Genomic DNA, 18,734 nt, shown 5'->3' on the forward strand with positions numbered 1-18,734 from the left:
CCTGAGGATTCAGGCCGGTTGCGCCAGATGCGCGCGCGCCGCGTGGATCACCAGTTCAATCTCATCCAACAGCTCCAGCCACTCCGGCTCCAGTTCGTCGTTGGTGATGCCCTGGCGCAGCTGCCGCTCGAGGTAGAAACACAGCTGCTTGAGGCGCGGCACGCCGCTGTAGCTGCAGCTGCCGTGCAGCTTATGGACCAGGTCGAGGATCTCGTCGTCGTGTTGCCCCTCGAGCAGCGCCTGCACCCGTTCGCGCACCTGCGGCAGGAAATCGAGCAGCATTTGCAGCAGATCGCGCGCCAGATCCGGTTTATTGGCCGCCTGGCGCAGCGCCAGCGGCCAGTCGAGCGACAGCGGGGCATCGTCGGCGACGGCGCTTTCCACGTCGCCGCTGTGGTAGCGCGACAGCACGCGGGTCAGCATTTTCTCGTCGATCGGCTTGGCCAGGTAGTCGTCCATCCCGGCCTGCAGCAGATGCTCGCGTTCGCCGCTGGCGGCATGGGCAGTGACGGCGACGATCGGCGTAGAGTTGTGGTGCGGCAGTTGGCGGATCAGTTCGCTGGCGTGAATGCCGTCCATCTTCGGCATTTGAATGTCCATCAGGATCAGATCCAGCACGTTGTTGCGCGCCAGCGCCAGCGCTTCCTCACCGCTCTCGCACAGCAGCGTTTTTTCCACCTGTTCGCCCAGCAGCGTGCCGATCAGCTTCAGGTTGGCCGGGTTGTCGTCCACCGCCATCACCGTCAGCGGCAGACGTTTACGCTCAGGTGGGGCGGCGAGCCGATCGGGCGTCTCCATTCTCAGCAGCGGGAACAGACGCGTGCTGGTGATAGGCTTGATCAGGCAGCCGAGCGCGCCTTGTTGCTTAAGCAGCTCGGCGTCGATCTGCGCCTGGCACGGCAGCGCCAGAATGACCCGATCGGCCAGCTTCAGCGAGGCCAACAATTTGTCCTGATGCTGCGCCATGTTGTCGCGGAACGGGATCGGCACGCCGGCCAGCAGGAAATCGTAATGGCCTGACGGCAGCTGGCCCAGCGTCGGCGAGTGGGTGATCACCAGCTGCGTGACGCTGAGCATGTTGAGCGTCGCCTGTGCCGCCGTCGGGTTGGACTCGATATAGGCCAGCGTTTTGCCGTTCAGATCCGGCAGGCTCGGCGCCAGCGACAGCATGCCCTCGTTCAGATCCAGCGTGATGTGGAACCAGAAGGTCGAGCCGCGATTCAGCTGGCTGTGGAAGCAGATGTCGCCGCCCATCTCCTTCACCAGTTTTTGCGTGATCACCAACCCTAGCCCGGTGCCGCCGTGGCGGCGGGAGATGCTGGCGTCTGCCTGACGGAATGCCTGGAACAGCTGCGACTGCTGGCGTTCGGAAATGCCGATGCCGGTGTCGTGGATCTGCACTTCCACTTCCACCCGGCGATCCAGCTGTTTGCGCAGCTCGACGCGGATATCGATATTGCCGGTTTCGGTGAACTTGATGGCGTTCCCCAGCAGGTTGGTGATGATTTGCTGCAGGCGCAGCGAGTCGCCGATCACCTGCTCCGGCACGTCGTTGTGCACATCCAGCGTCAGCTCCAGCCCTTTGTCGTGGGCGCTGGGGGCCAGCAGCACCACCACTTCGTCCAGCGTTTCGCGCAGGGCGAACGGAATATGCTCCAGCACCAGCTTGCCGGCCTCCAGCTTGGAGAAGTCCAGCACGTCATTGATGATGGTCAGCAGGTTGTTGGCCGAGCGCTCGATGGTCTGCAAATAGTCGGTTTGGGTCGCGCTCAGATCGGTTTTCAGCATCTGGCGGGTAAAACCGATCACGCCGTTGAGCGGGGTACGCAGCTCGTGCGACATGTTGGCCAGGAATTCGGACTTGATGCGCGCTGCCTCCTGCGCGCGTTTTTTCGCCAAATCCAGCTCGACGTTCTGGATCTCCATTTGCTCCAGCGTTTCACGCAGGTCGGAGGTGGCCTGATCGATGTTCTGCTGCATCTCTTCGTGATAGGCGGTAAGCGACATCGCCATCGAGTTGATGCCGTTCTTCAGCATGTGCAGCTCGCCGAGCATGTAGCCCTCCACGCGGCTGTCGAGCTGGCCGCGGCGGATGCGGTCGACGGTGTTCACCATGTTGCGGATCGGGCCGGTCACGTCGCGCATCAGCCGGTAAGCAAACAGGATGGCGATACACATGCACAGCAACAGCAGCAGGGTGGAGACGAACACCTCTTTATATTGCTGCAACCGCACCGACTGCAGATCCAGCTCGATCGCCACATAGCCCAGGTTGTTGTCGGGGTGGCTGCCGCCGTCAGCGGTTTCATCCGGATATTGGTTTTCCGACAGGATCGGCGTGCGGAGGATCAGCGAATCGCCGCGTCGGGTGAGCATCAGCTCGGTGGGCAACGGCACGCCTTTCGGCAGCTGCAGCTGAGCGAAGTTGTGATGATAATTGGAGGTGACGAACAAATTGTTCTGCGCATCGAACACGGTGATCGAACGCACGATGTCCGAATGGCGGCGGTGCAACAGGCTGACCAACTGCCTGACCGATTCGCGGCTGCGGAACGTCATGCCGTACTCGCTGGCCACCGCCAGCGGCTCGATGATGCTGGCGCCGGCGTCGACCAATTGCTCCTGCAGCTCGTTATAGCGGTGCACCACGAAGAAGGTGCTGAGCAGCAAACCAATCAGCAAGGTCGGGGCCAGAATCAGGATCATCATGCGCGCACGCAGGCTGTATTTGGTCATGGGATTCCAATGTGGGAGAATTGACAGCTGACACTAGCTTAATGAACCAGCACACAATCGACAAATATGGCGCAATTCTACTCTCCCAAACGCCGCGTGACGACCCGGCAGAGCTCACAAATCTTCACCGTGACGGTGAGCGATCTCGATCCTTTCGGCCAGGGCGTGGCGCGCCACGACGGCAAAGCGGTGTTCGTGCCGGGCGTATTGCCGGGCGAGCAGGCGGAAATCCAGCTGACCGAAGACAAGCGCCAGTTCGCCAAAGGCAAGCTCAAGCGCCTGCTGAGCCGCAGCCCGCAGCGGGTGGCACCGCGCTGTCCGCATTTCGGCGTGTGCGGCGGCTGCCAGCAGCAGCATGCGGATGAGGCACTGCAGCAGCAGAGCAAGGCGGCGGCGCTGGTGCGCATGATCGCCCGCGAAACCGGGGTGACCCCGCAGCAGGAACCGGTGATCGCCGGCCCGGAATACGGCTATCGCCGCCGCGCCCGCCTGAGCCTGGCGTGGCAGCCGAAGTTGCAGCGCCTGATGATGGGGTTTCGACAGGCGGCCTCCAGCGAGCTGGTAGCGGTGGAGCACTGCCCGGTGCTGCGCCCGGAGCTGGAACAGCTGCTGGCGCCGGTGCGCGCCTGCCTGAGCGGGCTGCAGGCGGTGCGGCGGCTGGGGCATGTGGAGCTGGTGCTGGCGGATAACGGCCCGCTGCTGGTGCTGCGCCATCTCGATGCCCTGAAAGAGGCGGATCGCCAGGCGCTGTTGGCGTTTGGCGAGCGGGAAAACGTCGCTGTTTATCTGGCGCCGGACAGCGACCGCGTGGAAAAACTGTGCGGTGAAACGCCGTATTATCAGGTTGACGGGCTACGCTTAGACTTCAGTCCGCGCGACTTTATTCAGGTCAATGACGCCGTAAACCAACAAATGGTGGCGCAGGCCCTTGAATGGCTCGACATTCAACCCAATGATCGGGTGCTGGACCTGTTCTGCGGCATGGGGAATTTTACCCTGCCGCTGGCGCGCCGCGCCGCTGCGGTGGTGGGCATCGAAGGTGTTGCCACGCTGGTAGCGAATGGGCAATATAATGCACATAAGAATAAGCTGAATAATGCGTCGTTCTTCCATGAGAATCTGGAGGACGACGTTGAGCGGCAACCTTGGGCAGCACAAGGGTTTGATAAGGTGATGCTGGATCCCGCCCGCGCCGGTGCGGCCGGGGTGATGTCACACATTGTAAAACTGGCGCCGGCGCGGGTGGTGTATGTTTCCTGTAACCCCACCACGCTGGCTCGCGACAGCAAAGTGCTGTTGAACGCCGGTTATCGTCTTGCGCGCGTGCGGATGTTGGATATGTTTCCGCACACGGGGCATCTTGAATCAATGGCGCTGTTTATCAACGAGCGCGCGCCAGAGGTCGCTGCAAAGTAGGGAGAAGTTATGGTTGCGGTAAGAAGTGCACATCTGAATACGGCGGGTGAGTTCGCTCTCGATGAGTGGATCGCCGGCTTGGGGCTACCTAACCCGCAGTCATGTGAGCGATTGGCCGCAACCTGGCGTTATTGTGAGCAGCAGACCCAAAACCATCCCGACGCCTCGCTGCTGCTGTGGCGCGGCCTGGAGATGGTGGAAATCCTCTCGACGCTGAGCATGGACAACGACAGTATGCGCGCCGCGCTGCTGTTCCCGCTGGTGGACGCCGGCATCGTGCAGGAAGAGACCCTGACCGAAGCGTTCGGCAATGGCATCGTCGCGCTGGTGCACGGCGTGCGCGACATGGACGCCATTCGTCAACTGAAAGCCACCCAAAACGACTCGATGGCCTCCGAACAGGTCGACAACGTGCGCCGCATGCTGTTGGCGATGGTGGAGGATTTCCGCTGCGTGGTCATCAAGCTGGCGGAACGTATCGCCCACCTGCGCGAGGTGAAAGACGCGCCGGAAGACGAACGCGTGTTGGCGGCGAAAGAGTGTTCCAACATCTACGCCCCGCTGGCTAACCGGCTCGGCATCGGCCAACTGAAGTGGGAGCTGGAAGATTTCTGCTTCCGCTACCTGCACCCGGAAGAATACAAGCGCATCGCCAAGCTGTTGCATGAGCGCCGCATCGATCGCGAACAGTTCATCGACGACTTCGTCGCCGGGCTGCGCGCCGAGATGGCCAAAGAAGGCATTCGGGTGGAGATTTACGGCCGGCCGAAACACATCTACAGCATCTGGCGCAAGATGCAGAAAAAGCACCTGGCGTTTGACGAACTGTTCGACGTGCGCGCGGTGCGCATCGTGGCGGAGCGTCTACAGGATTGCTACGCGGCGTTGGGCATCGTGCATACCCACTTCCGCCACCTGCCGGACGAGTTCGACGACTACGTCGCCAACCCGAAACCCAACGGCTACCAGTCGATCCACACCGTGGTGCTGGGGCCGCGCGGCAAAACCGTCGAGATTCAGATCCGCACCCGGCAAATGCATGAAGACGCCGAGCTGGGCGTGGCCGCACACTGGAAGTACAAAGAGGGCGCGGGGGTGACCGTGCGCTCCGGCTACGAAGAGCGCATCGCCTGGCTGCGTAAGCTCATCGCCTGGCAGGAAGAGATGGCGGACTCCGGCGAAATGCTCGACGAAGTGCGCAGCCAGGTGTTCGACGATCGGGTCTATGTCTTTACCCCGAAAGGCGACGTGGTGGATCTGCCGGCCGGCTCCACGCCGCTCGATTTCGCTTACCACATTCACAGCGACGTCGGTCACCGCTGCATCGGCGCCAAGATCGGCGGCCGCATCGTGCCGTTTACCTATCAGCTGAAGATGGGCGATCAGATTGAGATCATCACCCAGAAACAGCCAAACCCGAGCCGCGACTGGCTGAACCCGAACCTGGGCTACGTGACCACCAGCCGCGGGCGCTCGAAGATCCACAACTGGTTCCGCAAGCAGGATCGCGACAAGAACATTCTCGCCGGCCGCCAGATGCTGGACAACGAACTGGAGCATCTCGGCATCAGCCTGAAAGAGGCTGAGAAGCTGTTGATCCCGCGCTACAACATGAACTCGCTGGACGAGGTGTTGGCGGCGATCGGCGGCGGGGACATTCGCCTGAACCAGATGGTGAATTACCTGCAGGGCAAGTTCAACAAGCCGAGCGCCGAAGAGCAGGATCGCGAGGCGCTGCGCCAGCTGGTGCAGCAGAAAGCGCCGCCGCCGACCCGCAACAAGGATAACGGCCGCGTGGTGGTGGAGGGCGTGGGCAACCTGATGCACCACATCGCCCGCTGCTGCCAGCCGATCCCGGGCGACGACATCGTCGGTTTTATTACCCAGGGGCGCGGTATTTCGATCCACCGTGCGGACTGCGATCAGCTGGTCGATCTGCAATCGCATGCGCCGGAGCGCATCGTCGATGCGGTGTGGGGCGAAAGCTACTCCAGCGGTTATTCGCTGGTGGTGCGCGTGATGGCCAACGATCGCAGCGGGCTGCTGCGCGATATCACCACCATTCTGGCCAACGAAAAGGTCAACGTGCTGGGCGTCGCCAGCCGCAGCGATACCAAGAAGCAGTTGGCCACTATCGACATGGATATCGAAATCTACAACCAGCAGGTGTTGAGCCGGGTACTGGCGAAATTGAATCAGCTGCCGGACGTGATAGACGCCAAGCGTTTGCACGGCAACTAAGCCCATATCGCCTTTCGGGCCGTATCGATAGCGGATGCGGCCCGAAATCCATGAACTCTGCGGGCGCTCCCCTGCGCCCCCATTCTTTCTCAGAGATTTTTTATGACCCAATCCACTCCGCTGCAGCGTCTGCTGAACATCATGAAAACGCTGCGCGACCCGCAGCTCGGCTGCTCGTGGGACCGCAAGCAAACCTTCGCCACCATTGCGCCTTATACGTTGGAAGAGACTTACGAAGTGCTGGACGCCATCGAACGGCAGGACTACGCCGATCTGCGCGACGAGCTGGGCGACTTGCTGTTTCAGGTGGTGTTCTACGCCCAGATGGGGCAGGAGCAGGGGCTGTTCGATTTTGATGAGGTGTGCACCGCCATCAGCGACAAGCTGGAGCGCCGACATCCGCACATCTTCGGCGACGCCGAGGGCGGAGACAGCGAAGCCGTGGCGGCGCGCTGGGAGCAGCTGAAGGCCGGCGAGCGCGCCGAAAAAGCGCTGCACTCGGTGCTGGACGACATTCCACAGGCGCTGCCGGCGTTGATGAAGGCGCACAAGATCCAAAAACGCTGCGCCTCGGTCGGCTTCGACTGGAACACGCTGGGGCCGGTGCTGGACAAAGTGTATGAAGAGATCGACGAAGTGATGCACGAAGCCCGCCAGGCGGTGGTCGATGAGAGCAAGCTGGAAGAGGAGATCGGCGATCTGCTGTTCGCCACCGTGAACCTGTCGCGCCATTTGGGCCACAAGGCCGAGAACGCGCTGCAGGCGGCGAACCGCAAGTTCGAACGCCGCTTCCGGGAGGTGGAGGCGATCGTCCAGCAACGCGGGCTGCGGCTTGAAGACGCCACGCTGGAGCAGATGGAAGACGCCTGGCAGCAGGTGAAGCGCAAGGAAAGTTGAATCGCTGCAACGACAATGTTGATCGCAAACAAGGTTCACTCAGGCTGAAACGGTTAAGCTTACGGTCAGGTCACAGGCGCAGGGCTGCCGTCGGCAGCAAAAGGCCAACAAACTGAAATCTAAGGCGTTTTATCGCTCGATAGGGGCGGTAAAAAGAAATTTTCTCCGCTAACTCTTTGTATTTCCTAGAGGGTTTAGGCGGCGCCGGCGGAGTAAACCCTGATGAACACGGGAGGGCGGCCGAGATGATGGACAGCAAAACGATCGTTTGTAGGTCAGGAGAGGTTCGGGTATACTACTTTCCCGTCCTGGTTCTTCCATCGTCTTTAAACCTAAACTCTCAGGTTCAGCATGACAACTAATTATATTTTTGTGACCGGCGGGGTCGTATCCTCTCTGGGTAAAGGCATTGCCGCAGCCTCTCTGGCGGCTATTCTTGAAGCCCGTGGCCTCAACGTTACCATCATGAAACTGGACCCGTACATCAACGTGGATCCGGGCACCATGAGCCCGATTCAGCATGGGGAAGTTTTCGTCACCGAAGACGGCGCAGAAACCGATCTGGATTTGGGTCACTACGAGCGCTTCATCCGCACCAAAATGTCGCGTCGCAACAACTTCACCACCGGCCGCATCTACTCCGACGTGCTGCGTAAAGAACGCCGCGGCGACTATCTGGGCGCGACCGTGCAGGTCATTCCGCACATCACCAACGCGATCAAAGAACGCATCATCGAAGGCGGCGAAGGCCACGATGTGGTGCTGGTGGAAATCGGCGGCACCGTCGGCGATATCGAATCGCTGCCGTTCCTCGAAGCCATCCGTCAGATGGCGGTGGAAGTGGGCCGCGAGCACACCCTGTACATGCACCTGACGCTGGTGCCTTACATGGCGGCGGCGGGCGAAGTGAAAACCAAGCCGACCCAGCATTCCGTAAAAGAGCTGCTTTCCATCGGTATTCAGCCTGATGTGCTGATTTGCCGTTCCGATCGCGCGGTTCCTGCTAACGAACGCGCGAAAATCGCGCTTTTCTGTAACGTGCCGGAAAAAGCGGTTATCTCTCTGAAAGACGTTGATTCTATTTATAAAATCCCAGGCCTATTGAAATCTCAGGGGCTGGACGATTATATTTGTAAACGATTCAGCTTGAACGCACCGGAAGCCAACCTGGCCGAATGGGAACAGGTGATCTACGAAGAAGCCAATCCGGGCGGCGAAGTGACCATCGGAATGGTCGGCAAATACGTTGAGCTGCCGGATGCCTACAAGTCGGTGATCGAAGCGCTGAAACACGGCGGGCTGAAAAACCGTCTGACCGTGAACATCAAGCTGATCGACTCGCAGGACGTAGAAACCCGCGGCGTGGAAGTGCTGAAAGGGCTGGATGCGATCCTGATCCCGGGCGGCTTCGGCTACCGCGGCGTGGAAGGCAAAGTGATGACCGCACGCTATGCGCGCGAGAACAACATTCCTTACCTGGGCATTTGCCTGGGCATGCAGGTGGCGTTGATGGAGTTCGCTCGCAACGTGGCCGGCATGGAAAACGCCAACTCCACCGAGTTTATGCCAGACTGTAAGTACCCGGTGGTGGCGTTGATCACCGAATGGCGCGACGAAGACGGCAACGTCGAAGTGCGCAGCGAAGAAAGCGATTTGGGCGGCACGATGCGCGTAGGTGGCCAACAGTGCAACCTGAGCGACAACAGCCTGGTGCGTCAGCTGTACGGCGAACCGACCATTGTCGAGCGTCATCGTCACCGTTACGAAGTTAACAACATGCTGTTGAAGCAGATCGAAGCCGCAGGGCTGCGTGTCGCCGGTCGTTCCGCCGACAACAAGCTGGTCGAGATCATTGAACTGCCGAATCACCCGTGGTTTGTAGCCTGTCAGTTCCACCCGGAATTTACGTCTACGCCGCGTGATGGGCATCCGCTGTTCGCCGGCTTCGTGAAAGCCGCAGGCGAGCATCAGAAGCGCCAGGTGAAATAAAATATTTGGTGGGCGGCGCGCGGTGAGAACCGCGCGCTGTTTGTCTGGAGTTTTAGTTTAACTTGTACTGAGGAAAACCTAATGTCCAAAATCGTTAAAGTCATCGGTCGTGAAATCATCGACTCCCGCGGTAACCCGACTGTTGAAGCCGAAGTTCATCTGGAAGGCGGTTTCGTCGGCTTGGCTGCTGCGCCGTCAGGTGCTTCTACCGGTTCCCGCGAAGCGCTGGAACTGCGTGACGGTGACAAGTCTCGTTTCCTGGGTAAAGGCGTACTGAAAGCCGTTGCTGCAGTAAACGGTCCGATTGCTCAGGCAGTACTGGGTAAAGATGCCAAAGACCAGGCGAACATCGACAAGATCATGATCGATCTGGACGGCACCGAAAACAAATCCAACTTCGGCGCCAACGCCATTCTGGCGGTTTCCCTGGCAGCAGCGAAAGCGGCCGCAGCCTCTAAAGGCATGCCGCTGTATGAGCACATCGCTGAACTGAACGGCACCCCAGGCAAATTCTCCATGCCACTGCCGATGATGAACATCATCAACGGCGGCGAGCACGCTGACAACAACGTCGACATTCAGGAATTCATGATTCAGCCGGTTGGCGCGAAGACCCTGAAAGAAGCGGTGCGCATCGGTTCTGAAGTGTTCCACCACCTGGCGAAAGTTCTGAAAGCCAAAGGCATGAACACCGCCGTGGGCGACGAAGGCGGCTACGCGCCAAACCTGGGCTCCAACGCCGAAGCGCTGGCCGTTATCGCTGAAGCGGTAAAAGCGGCGGGCTACGAGCTGGGCAAAGACGTTACTCTGGCGATGGACTGCGCGGCTTCCGAATTCTACAAAGACGGTAAATACGTGCTGGCCGGCGAAGGCAATAAAGCCTTCACTTCCGAAGAGTTCACTCACTTCCTGGAAGAGCTGACCAAACAGTACCCAATCGTGTCTATCGAAGACGGCCTGGATGAATCTGACTGGGCGGGCTTCGCTTACCAGACCAAAGTGCTGGGCGACAAAATTCAGCTGGTGGGCGACGACCTGTTCGTGACCAACACCAAGATCCTGAAAGAAGGCATCGAGAAAGGCATCGCTAACTCCATCCTGATCAAATTCAACCAGATCGGTTCTCTGACCGAAACGCTGGCTGCAATCAAGATGGCGAAAGACGCTGGTTACACCGCGGTGATCTCTCACCGTTCCGGTGAAACCGAAGACGCGACCATCGCCGACCTGGCGGTAGGGACTGCGGCTGGCCAGATCAAAACCGGCTCCATGAGCCGTTCTGACCGCGTTGCTAAATACAACCAACTGATCCGTATCGAAGAAGCGCTGGGTGACCGTGCGCCATTCAACGGCCTGAAAGAAGTTAAAGGCCAGTAAGTTCGACCGATTCGGTTGTTAAATAAAAACCCGCTGCGGCGGGTTTTTTTATAGCTATAACCGATATATTAACCAGTAGTTATTTATTAAAAACGGTAGTTTTTAACGGGGTAAATTTATTCCGATATCTCTCTTTCCCGTTTTTATATTCCCATTTTATTTGCTTTATAACTATTCGTTACTAGACTGCCAATAAGGCAGTTTATTTCTCGCCGTTCTGCCGTAGAACTTCATCATCACCATACCTTAATACTGCCGGCTTGCTGGCCGGTTGAGCGGGGGCTTGATGCGACAGCGAATCATCATTATCGGCGGTGGAACCGGCGGCACCATCCTGGCCAATTTATTGGCCGCAAAATTACACCAAGAGATTATTAATAATAAAGTCGAGTTATTAATGATATCGGATTCGCCGCTGCATTATTACAAGCCGGCGTTTATGTATGTGGCGTTCAATGCTTTTTTCAAGCAAGAGCTCACGCGTTCACAGCGGAGTTTATTGCGGCCTGAAATACAGTTTATTGTTGATAAAGCGCAATCTTTCGATTTAAAACAGCGAAGTATAGCTACGCAAAGCGGTAAAATTTATTCCTATGACTTTCTGGTCTTTGCTACCGGCTGTGTTCCTTGGCCAGAACGCATCGAAGGATTGGCGCAGGCGGGCGATCATTTTTATCAGTATCAGGCCGCCAGGCGGCTGGCGCATAAGCTGGCGACGATCGAAAAAGGCCGAATTTTCATCACCGTGTCCTTCCCCGAAACGCCCAATGTGCCCCATCAGTGCGGCATTGCGCCGATCGAAACCACCTTGATGCTGGACGACTACCTGCGGCGGCGCGGCGTGCGCAAGGCGGTAGAGATTGTGTACACCTACCCGACCATTTCCCAACTGCTGCGCAACTGCCTGTTTTTGCAGCGGCCGACCGGCGAAGCGCTGCCCGCCATTTTTGCCGCGCGCGACATTCGCCACCAGCGTGGGTTTACCCTCAGCCGGGTAGACGCCCAGCGTAACATCGCCTATTCCGCCGAAGGGGAAGAACAGCCGTTCGACATTCTGATGGCAACGCCGCCGATTCGCGCAGTCGAGGCGGTGCGCAATACCGGGTTGAGCGAGAGTCAAAACGGCGAAGGCTGGCTGCCAACCGATCATCAAACGCTGCAGGTCTACGGCCAGCAGGGCGTATATGTGATCGGCGATACCGTGGATTTGCCGGTCAGCAAGGCCGGCGGCTCTTGCCATAATCAGGCGCCGGTCATTGCCGACAACATCGTGGCGGAAATGCGGCTGGGCCAGCCCGTGAGCCATTACGATGGCAAGGTGCAGGCGGTCGCGCAAATGGGGCTGAATGCCGGCATGCCGCTGGTCTACGACTACCGGCATGACGTACTGCCGACGCCCGCCACCAAGGTAGGCGGCATGCTGCGCAATGGGTTTAACCGTGGCCTTTACTGGGCCACGGTAAGGGGGCTGATATGACGGAAAGCACGGTGCATGCGGCGGACCTGCAATCATTGGCGGCGTTGCTCGAGAAATTGCAGCCGCTGCTGGCGGGCGGGCGGTTGGATAACGTGGTCGATCTGTTGTCGCTGTTGTCGGACGTGGTGGATATCGCCGACAACGCGCTGGTGGAGAAACTGGCCGGCGTGTTTGAAGGGCTGGTTACGGTCGGTTGGGAGGGGGGGACTGCGTTGCAGATGGCGCACAGCGAGCTGCAATTGAATCCTCCGCCGGCCAGTTTTCGCGCGCTGTACGCCTTGCTGAAGCAGCCGGATACCCTGCTGGGGTTGACGCTGCTGCTGCGTACTTTACAAATCATCGGCCAGCGCACGCGAGACAGCGCATTGCCGCCGGCCCTTTCGGATGAATCAACGAATTAAGCTTCACCCACTCAGGTAAGGAGTTGTGTTATGTCCGCTACAGCAGTTGGCCACGACTTTGCCACCCGGGCTATTCATTACGGCTACGATCCGCAGCGGTATCAGGGGGCACTGTCTCCGCCGGTGTTTATGAGCTCTACGTTTGCTTTTCCCACCGCGGAATACGGCGGTGCCTGCTTTGCCGGCACCGAGCCGGGGTACTTTTATTCGCGCATCGCCAATCCGACGTTAACCCTGCTCGAGCAACGCATCGCCAACCTGGAGGAGGGGGAGGCGGCGGTGGCGTTCGCTTCCGGTATGGGGGCGATCACCGCGTGTTGCTGGACGCTGCTCAGACCGGGCGATGAGCTGATTGTCGATGAAACCGTCTATGGCTGTACCTTCAGCTACTTTCATCATGGCTTGGCACGCTTCGGCGTCAAGATAACCCACGTTGACCTGACCCGGCCGGAGCGGCTAGCGTCGGCCATGGGTCCGCATACCCGACTGGTGTATTGCGAAACCCCGGCCAATCCCAATATGCGCTTGGTCGATATCGCCGCCGTAGCGGAGATCGCCCATCGGCATCAGGCGCTGCTGCTGGTGGACAATACCTACTGCACGCCCTATCTACAGCGGCCCTTGGCGTTAGGTGCCGATATCGTGGTGCACTCGGCGACCAAGTACCTCGGCGGGCACGGCGATCTCTTGGCCGGGATAGCGGTGACGCGCCAGGCGTTGGCCGAGGCGATCCGTCTGGAGGGGCTAAAGGACATGAACGGGGCGGTACTGTCGGCGCAGGATGCCGCGCTGGTGCTGCGTGGGATGAAAACCTTGCCGCTGCGCATGGATCGTCATTGCGATAACGCGCAGCGCCTGGCAGAGATGTTGGCGGAGCATCCGGCGGTCGAGCGGGTGTATTACCCCGGCCTGGCGAACTTCCCGCAGCATGCGTTGGCGCAGCGGCAAATGGCGCGCCCCGGCGGCATGCTGGCGTTTGAACTGCGGGGCGGCATGCGTGCAGGCATTCGCTTCCTCAATGCGCTGCAGCTCATTTTGCGCGCGGTCAGCCTGGGCGATTGCGAAAGCCTGGCGCAACACCCGGCCAGCATGACGCACTCGGCCTACACGCCGGAAGAGCGGAAACGGCACCACATCAGCGAGGGGCTGGTGCGGCTGTCCGCCGGGCTGGAGGCGTTTGACGATCTGCAGGCCGATATCCTGCAGGCGCTGGCGCAAGCGCAATAAAAAAACCCGCCGCAGCGGGTTTTATCAACAGCGGGCGTTACATCTGTTGCGTCGCCGCGGTCACCGGCGAGCCGCCGCCTTTTTTGCGCACCCACAGCCAGTAAGCCACGGTGAGTAAAGCGATCCACACCAGCCCGACGTACAGCGCGATGCGGCTCTCTTCGAAGTAGCCGAGCAGGCCGATGACGAACGCCATAAAGGCGGTCGCCAATGCCGGCGCCACCGGCCACCACGGCACCGGGAAGCTCAACTGACGAGTTTCTTCCGGCGACAGCGTGCGGCGCATGACGATCTGCGACAGCAGGATCATCAGCCACACCCAGACGGTGGCGAAGGTGGCGATCGAGGCGATGATCATGAAGACCTTCTCCGGGATCAGGTAGTTGAGCACCACCGCCAGCAGCAGGGCGACTGACATCACCAGCACCGTCATCCACGGCACGCCGCTGGCGGTCAGTTTGGTGAAGCTGCGCGGCGCCTGGCCGTCCTGCGCCATGCCGTACATCATGCGGCCGGCGCCGAAGATGTCGCTGTTGATGGCCGAAATGGCCGCGGTGATCACCACCACGTTCAGCACGTTGGCGGCGGAACTGATGCCAAGGTTGCTGAAAATCTCGACGAACGGGCTGCCGTTCTGGCCGATACTGTTCCACGGATAGATCGCCATCAGCACCGTCAGCGTCAGCACGTAAAACAGCAGGATGCGCACCGGTACGGCGTTGATCGCCTTCGGCAGCACTTTGGCGGGGTCTTTCGCCTCGCTGGCGGTAATGCCGATGATCTCGATGCCGCCGAAGGCGAACATCACCACCGCTAATGACGCGACCACGCCGCCGAAGCCGTTAGGCATAAAGCCGCCGTGTTGCCACAGGTTGCTGATACCGGTGGCGTGTTGGGTTTGCCCGAAACCGAACAGCATCACCGCCGCACCGCCGACGATCATCGCCACGATGGCGGCGACCTTGACCAGCGACAGCCAGAACTCCAGCTCGCCGAAGACCTTGACGCTGCACAGGTTGAGCGCGCCAATAAACAGGATGATGCTGAGCACCCAAACCCACTGAGCGACGTCCGGGAACCACAGCCCCATATAGATGCCGAAGGCGGTGACGTCCGCCAGGGCGACGATCACCATTTCAAAGGTGTAGGTCCAGCCGGTGAGGAACCCGGCCAGCGGGCCGAGGTAGTGGCTGGCGTAGTGGCCGAACGAGCCGGAAACCGGCTGGTGTACCGCCATTTCACCCAGCGCGCGCATCACCATGAACACCGCCGCGCCGCCCACCAGGTAGGCCAGCAGCACGGCCGGGCCGGCCAGTTGGATGGCGCCGGCGGAGCCATAGAACAGGCCGGTGCCGATCGCCGAGCCGAGAGCCATGAAACGGATATGCCGCGCGTTTAGTCCGCGTCTGAGTTGTGTCGTTTCGTTACGCATGTTGTTTCCCGTTAAGTGTTTGCCGAACAGGCACGCGCTGCCCGCGCCGGGTGGAATGCACCCGGCGGGGCAGAACAAACTGCGTGATTCAGTGTGTGATGATTATGCCTGGCTAGGCAGCAGCGCCGCAGGCAGCAGCGATGTCAGGTGACCGGCCGCCAAAAGTTGGCTGGCGGCTTCAATGTCGGGGGCGAAGAAACGATCCTTGTCGTAGAAACTGACATGCTCGCGCAGCAGACGGCGCGCCTGCTCCAGACCTTCCGAGGTCTTCAGGCCGTTGCGGAAATCCAGGCCCTGGCAGGCGGCCAGCCATTCGACCGCCAGAATGCCGCGCACGTTGTCCGCCATGCTCCACAGGCGGCGACCGGCGGCCGGCGCCATGGAGACGTGGTCTTCCTGGTTGGCGGAGGTCGGGATGCTGTCGACGCTCGACGGATGCGCCAGCGCTTTGTTTTCGCTGGCCAGCGCCGCGGCGGTGACCTGGGCGATCATGAAGCCGGAGTTCACGCCGCCGTTTTCCACCAGGAACGGCGGCAGTTGCGACATGTGTTTGTCCATCATCAGCGAGATGCGGCGTTCGGACAGCGAACCGATTTCGGCAAACGCCAGCGCCAGGTTATCGGCGGCCATCGCTACCGGTTCGGCGTGGAAGTTGCCGCCGGACAGCACGTCGCCCTGTTCGGCGAACACCAGCGGGTTATCGGAGACGGCGTTGGCTTCGATTTCCAGCACCTCGGCGGCCTGGCGGATCTGCGTCAGGCAGGCGCCCATCACCTGTGGCTGGCAGCGCAGGGAGTAAGGATCCTGCACTTTTTCGCAGTTGCGGTGCGAGTCGGAGACTTCGCTGCGCGCGCCGAGCAGGTGGCGGTAGGCGAGGGCGGCGTCGATCTGGCCGCGCTGGCCGCGCACCTCATGGATACGCGCATCGAACGGGCTGCGGGAGCCCAGCGCCGCTTCCACCGTCAGGCTGCCCGCCACGGTCGCGGCGGCGAACAGGTCTTCCGCGTCGAACAGGCCGCGCAGCGCGAAGGCGGCGGAGACCTGGGTGCCGTTCAGCAGCGCCAGGCCCTCTTTCGCCGCCAGCGTCAGCGGTTTCAGACCGGCCTTGGCCAGCGCTTCGGTCGCCGGCAGCCATTGGCCCTGATGGCGCGCCTGGCCTTCGCCCAGCAGCACCAGGCTCATGTGCGCCAGCGGCGCCAGGTCGCCGGAGGCGCCGACCGAGCCCTTCAGCGGGATATGCGGATAAACTTCGGCGTTGACCAGCGCGATCAGCGCCTGGATGACTTCCAGACGAATGCCGGAGAAGCCGCGCGACAGGCTGTTGATTTTCAGCACCATGATCAGGCGCACCAGGTTGTCATCGGTGGGCTCGCCCACGCCGGCGGCGTGTGACAGCACGATCGAACGCTGCAGGTTTTCCAGATCGTCGCGGGCGATGCGCGTCGAAGCCAGCAGGCCAAACCCGGTGTTGATGCCGTAAGTGGTGCGGTTTTCTTCAACGATGCGTTCCACGCAGGCCACGCTCTGCTGGATAGGGCCGTAGGCGTTGTCGTCCAGCGTCAGCGTCACCGGGTGTTGATACACGTCGCGTAGCTGGGCCAGCGTCAGTTTGCCTGGGCGAATAGTCAGCGCTTTCATGCTTTTTCTCCTTGGGTCGCGGCAACCATCGGCAGGTTCAGGCCTTGCTCGCGGGCGCAGTCGATAGCGATATCGTAACCGGCGTCGGCGTGACGCATGACCCCGGTAGCCGGGTCATTGTGCAAGACGCGGGCGATGCGCTCGGCGGCCTCGTCGGTGCCGTCGCAGACGATCACCATGCCGGAGTGTTGGGAGAAGCCCATGCCGACGCCGCCGCCGTGGTGCAGGGAAACCCAGGTGGCGCCGCTGGCGGTGTTCAGCAGGGCGTTCAGCAGCGGCCAGTCGGAAACCGCATCGGAACCGTCTTTCATCGCTTCGGTTTCACGGTTCGGGCTGGAAACGGAGCCGGAATCCAGGTGGTCGCGGCCGATGACGATCGGGGCGGACAGTTCGCCGCGGCGTACCATCTCGTTGAACGCCAGGCCCAGCTTGGCGCGCTGGCCGAGGCCAACCCAGCAGATGCGCGCCGGCAGGCCCTGGAAGCTGATGCGCTCGCGCGCCATGTCCAGCCAGCGGTGCAGGTGTTCGTCATCCGGGATCAGCTCTTTCACCATGGCGTCGGTTTTGTAGATGTCCTGCGGATCGCCGGACAGCGCCGCCCAGCGGAACGGCCCGATACCGCGGCAGAACAGCGGACGGATGTAGGCCGGCACGAAGCCCGGGAAGTCGAAGGCGTTGTCGACGCCGGTTTCTTTCGCCATCTGGCGAATGTTGTTGCCGTAGTCGAAGGTTGGCACGCCCATCTGCTGGAACGCCAGCATGGCTTTGACGTGATCGGCCATCGACTGCTTGGCGGCGGCGACCACTTTGGCCGGCTCGGTTTGCGCGCGCTGGCGATACTCTTCCCAGCTCCAGCCCTTCGGCAGGTAGCCGTTCAGCGGATCGTGGGCGCTGGTCTGGTCGGTGACCATGTCCGGGCGCACGCCGCGGCGCACCAGCTCAGGCAGGATTTCCGCCGCGTTGCCGCACAGAGCGATGGAGATGGCTTTGCCTTCTGAGGTGTATTTCTTGATGCGGGCCAGCGCGTCGTCCAGATCTTTGGCCTGCTCATCGACGTAGCGGGTTTTCAGACGGAAATCGATGCGGCTCTGCTGACATTCGATGTTCAGCGAGCAGGCGCCCGCCAGCGTCGCGGCCAGCGGCTGCGCGCCGCCCATGCCGCCCAGACCGGCGGTCAGCACCCAGCGCCCCTGCAGGCTGCCGTCGTAGTGCTGGCGGCCCGCTTCAACGAAGGTTTCATAGGTGCCCTGAACGATGCCCTGGCTGCCGATGTAGATCCAGCTGCCGGCGGTCATCTGGCCGTACATCGCCAGGCCTTTGGCGTCCAGCTCGTTGAAGTGTTCCCAGGTTGCCCAGTGCGGCACCAGGTTGGAGTTGGCGATCAGCACGCGCGGCGCGTTGCTGTGGGTTTTGAAGACGCCGACCGGTTTGCCGGACTGCACCAGCAGGGTTTCGTCTTCTTCCAGCGTTTTCAGGGTTTCGACGATCTTGTCGTAGCAATCCCAGTCGCGCGCGGCGCGGCCGATGCCGCCGTACACCACCAGCTCGTGTGGGTTCTCCGCAACTTCAGGATCGAGGTTGTTCATCAGCATGCGTAACGGCGCTTCGGTCAGCCAGCTTTTTGCGTTTAATTGTGTGCCGCGTGGCGCGCGTACATCGACATTGCGAACTTTGTTATTTGTAGTCACAGCAGTTTCCTCAAACAGTATCGGTGCAGATTCCATGCCGCGGTGGGGATGAGTACCACGGCATAACAATGCATAGGGCTTATTAACATATACTTGTATGTACAAGCATATGCAACACTGACCAGTTGCCGCTGAAAAGTGGCATAAGAAAAAGTTATTTTCTTTTTATATCAGGTTGATATGCGATTTTTTATCGCCGGTCTCAGGTACGGAAA

General features: G+C 60.5%; 12 protein-coding genes. 8 read left to right on the forward strand and 4 right to left on the reverse strand.

Annotation, left to right across the window (positions count from 1 at the left end; all coding sequences use genetic code 11):
• Window positions 1-9 precede the first annotated feature (9 nt).
• The gene (gene barA, locus N6G83_RS22020; RefSeq protein ID WP_049204768.1) at window positions 10-2,736 is read right to left on the reverse strand and encodes a two-component sensor histidine kinase BarA; all 2,727 of its coding nucleotides are present in this window, start codon (window positions 2,734-2,736) and stop codon (window positions 10-12) included.
• Between the two features lie 66 nt (window positions 2,737-2,802).
• On the opposite strand from barA, the gene rlmD reads away from it, so the two are divergent.
• The 8 genes from rlmD (at window position 2,803) to N6G83_RS22060 (ending at window position 13,761) form a co-directional block, all read left to right on the forward strand.
• The gene (rlmD, locus tag N6G83_RS22025) at window positions 2,803-4,152 is read left to right on the forward strand and encodes a 23S rRNA (uracil(1939)-C(5))-methyltransferase RlmD (RefSeq protein ID WP_025301596.1); all 1,350 of its coding nucleotides are present in this window, start codon (window positions 2,803-2,805) and stop codon (window positions 4,150-4,152) included.
• A gap of 9 nt (window positions 4,153-4,161) precedes the next feature.
• A complete protein-coding gene (gene relA, locus N6G83_RS22030; RefSeq protein ID WP_025301597.1) occupies window positions 4,162-6,393 on the forward strand; it encodes a GTP diphosphokinase in 2,232 nt (743 codons plus the stop codon).
• A gap of 102 nt (window positions 6,394-6,495) precedes the next feature.
• Window positions 6,496-7,290, forward strand: coding sequence for a nucleoside triphosphate pyrophosphohydrolase (gene mazG, locus N6G83_RS22035; protein WP_089180568.1), 795 nt, complete (start codon window positions 6,496-6,498; stop codon window positions 7,288-7,290).
• A 351-nt stretch (window positions 7,291-7,641) separates the two neighbouring features.
• A complete protein-coding gene (pyrG, locus tag N6G83_RS22040) occupies window positions 7,642-9,279 on the forward strand; it encodes a glutamine hydrolyzing CTP synthase (protein ID WP_004932674.1) in 1,638 nt (545 codons plus the stop codon).
• An 81-nt stretch (window positions 9,280-9,360) separates the two neighbouring features.
• Window positions 9,361-10,656 (forward strand): phosphopyruvate hydratase, encoded by a 1,296-nt coding sequence (gene eno / locus N6G83_RS22045; protein WP_025301599.1) that lies wholly within the window; start codon window positions 9,361-9,363, stop codon window positions 10,654-10,656.
• Between the two features lie 286 nt (window positions 10,657-10,942).
• Window positions 10,943-12,133 (forward strand): FAD/NAD(P)-binding oxidoreductase, encoded by a 1,191-nt coding sequence (locus tag N6G83_RS22050; protein ID WP_025301600.1) that lies wholly within the window; start codon window positions 10,943-10,945, stop codon window positions 12,131-12,133.
• Entirely contained in the window at window positions 12,130-12,534 is a 405-nt protein-coding gene (locus N6G83_RS22055) for a hypothetical protein (RefSeq protein ID WP_080271238.1), read from the forward strand. The genes N6G83_RS22050 and N6G83_RS22055 overlap by 4 nt, the downstream gene beginning before the upstream one ends.
• 30 nt (window positions 12,535-12,564) lie before the next feature.
• Window positions 12,565-13,761, forward strand: coding sequence for a methionine gamma-lyase (locus N6G83_RS22060; protein WP_043135867.1), 1,197 nt, complete (start codon window positions 12,565-12,567; stop codon window positions 13,759-13,761).
• A 37-nt stretch (window positions 13,762-13,798) separates the two neighbouring features.
• Here the strand turns inward: N6G83_RS22060 and N6G83_RS22065 are convergent, their stop codons facing one another.
• From N6G83_RS22065 to hutU, 3 genes are all read right to left on the reverse strand, one after another.
• On the reverse strand, window positions 13,799-15,193 hold the full coding sequence (locus N6G83_RS22065) for an amino acid permease (RefSeq protein WP_025301603.1): 1,395 nt from the start codon (window positions 15,191-15,193) through the stop codon (window positions 13,799-13,801).
• 102 nt (window positions 15,194-15,295) lie between these two features.
• Window positions 15,296-16,831 carry a histidine ammonia-lyase gene (gene hutH / locus N6G83_RS22070; protein ID WP_025301604.1) on the reverse strand — a complete coding sequence of 512 codons (1,536 nt, stop codon included), beginning with the start codon at window positions 16,829-16,831 and terminating at the stop codon, window positions 15,296-15,298.
• Window positions 16,828-18,519, reverse strand: a complete 1,692-nt coding sequence (hutU, locus tag N6G83_RS22075; RefSeq protein ID WP_025159649.1) for a urocanate hydratase — start codon at window positions 18,517-18,519, stop codon at window positions 16,828-16,830. The genes hutH and hutU overlap by 4 nt, the downstream gene beginning before the upstream one ends.
• Window positions 18,520-18,734 lie beyond the last annotated feature (215 nt).

The sequence above is a fragment of the Serratia sp. PL7 genome (genome assembly GCF_945957435.1).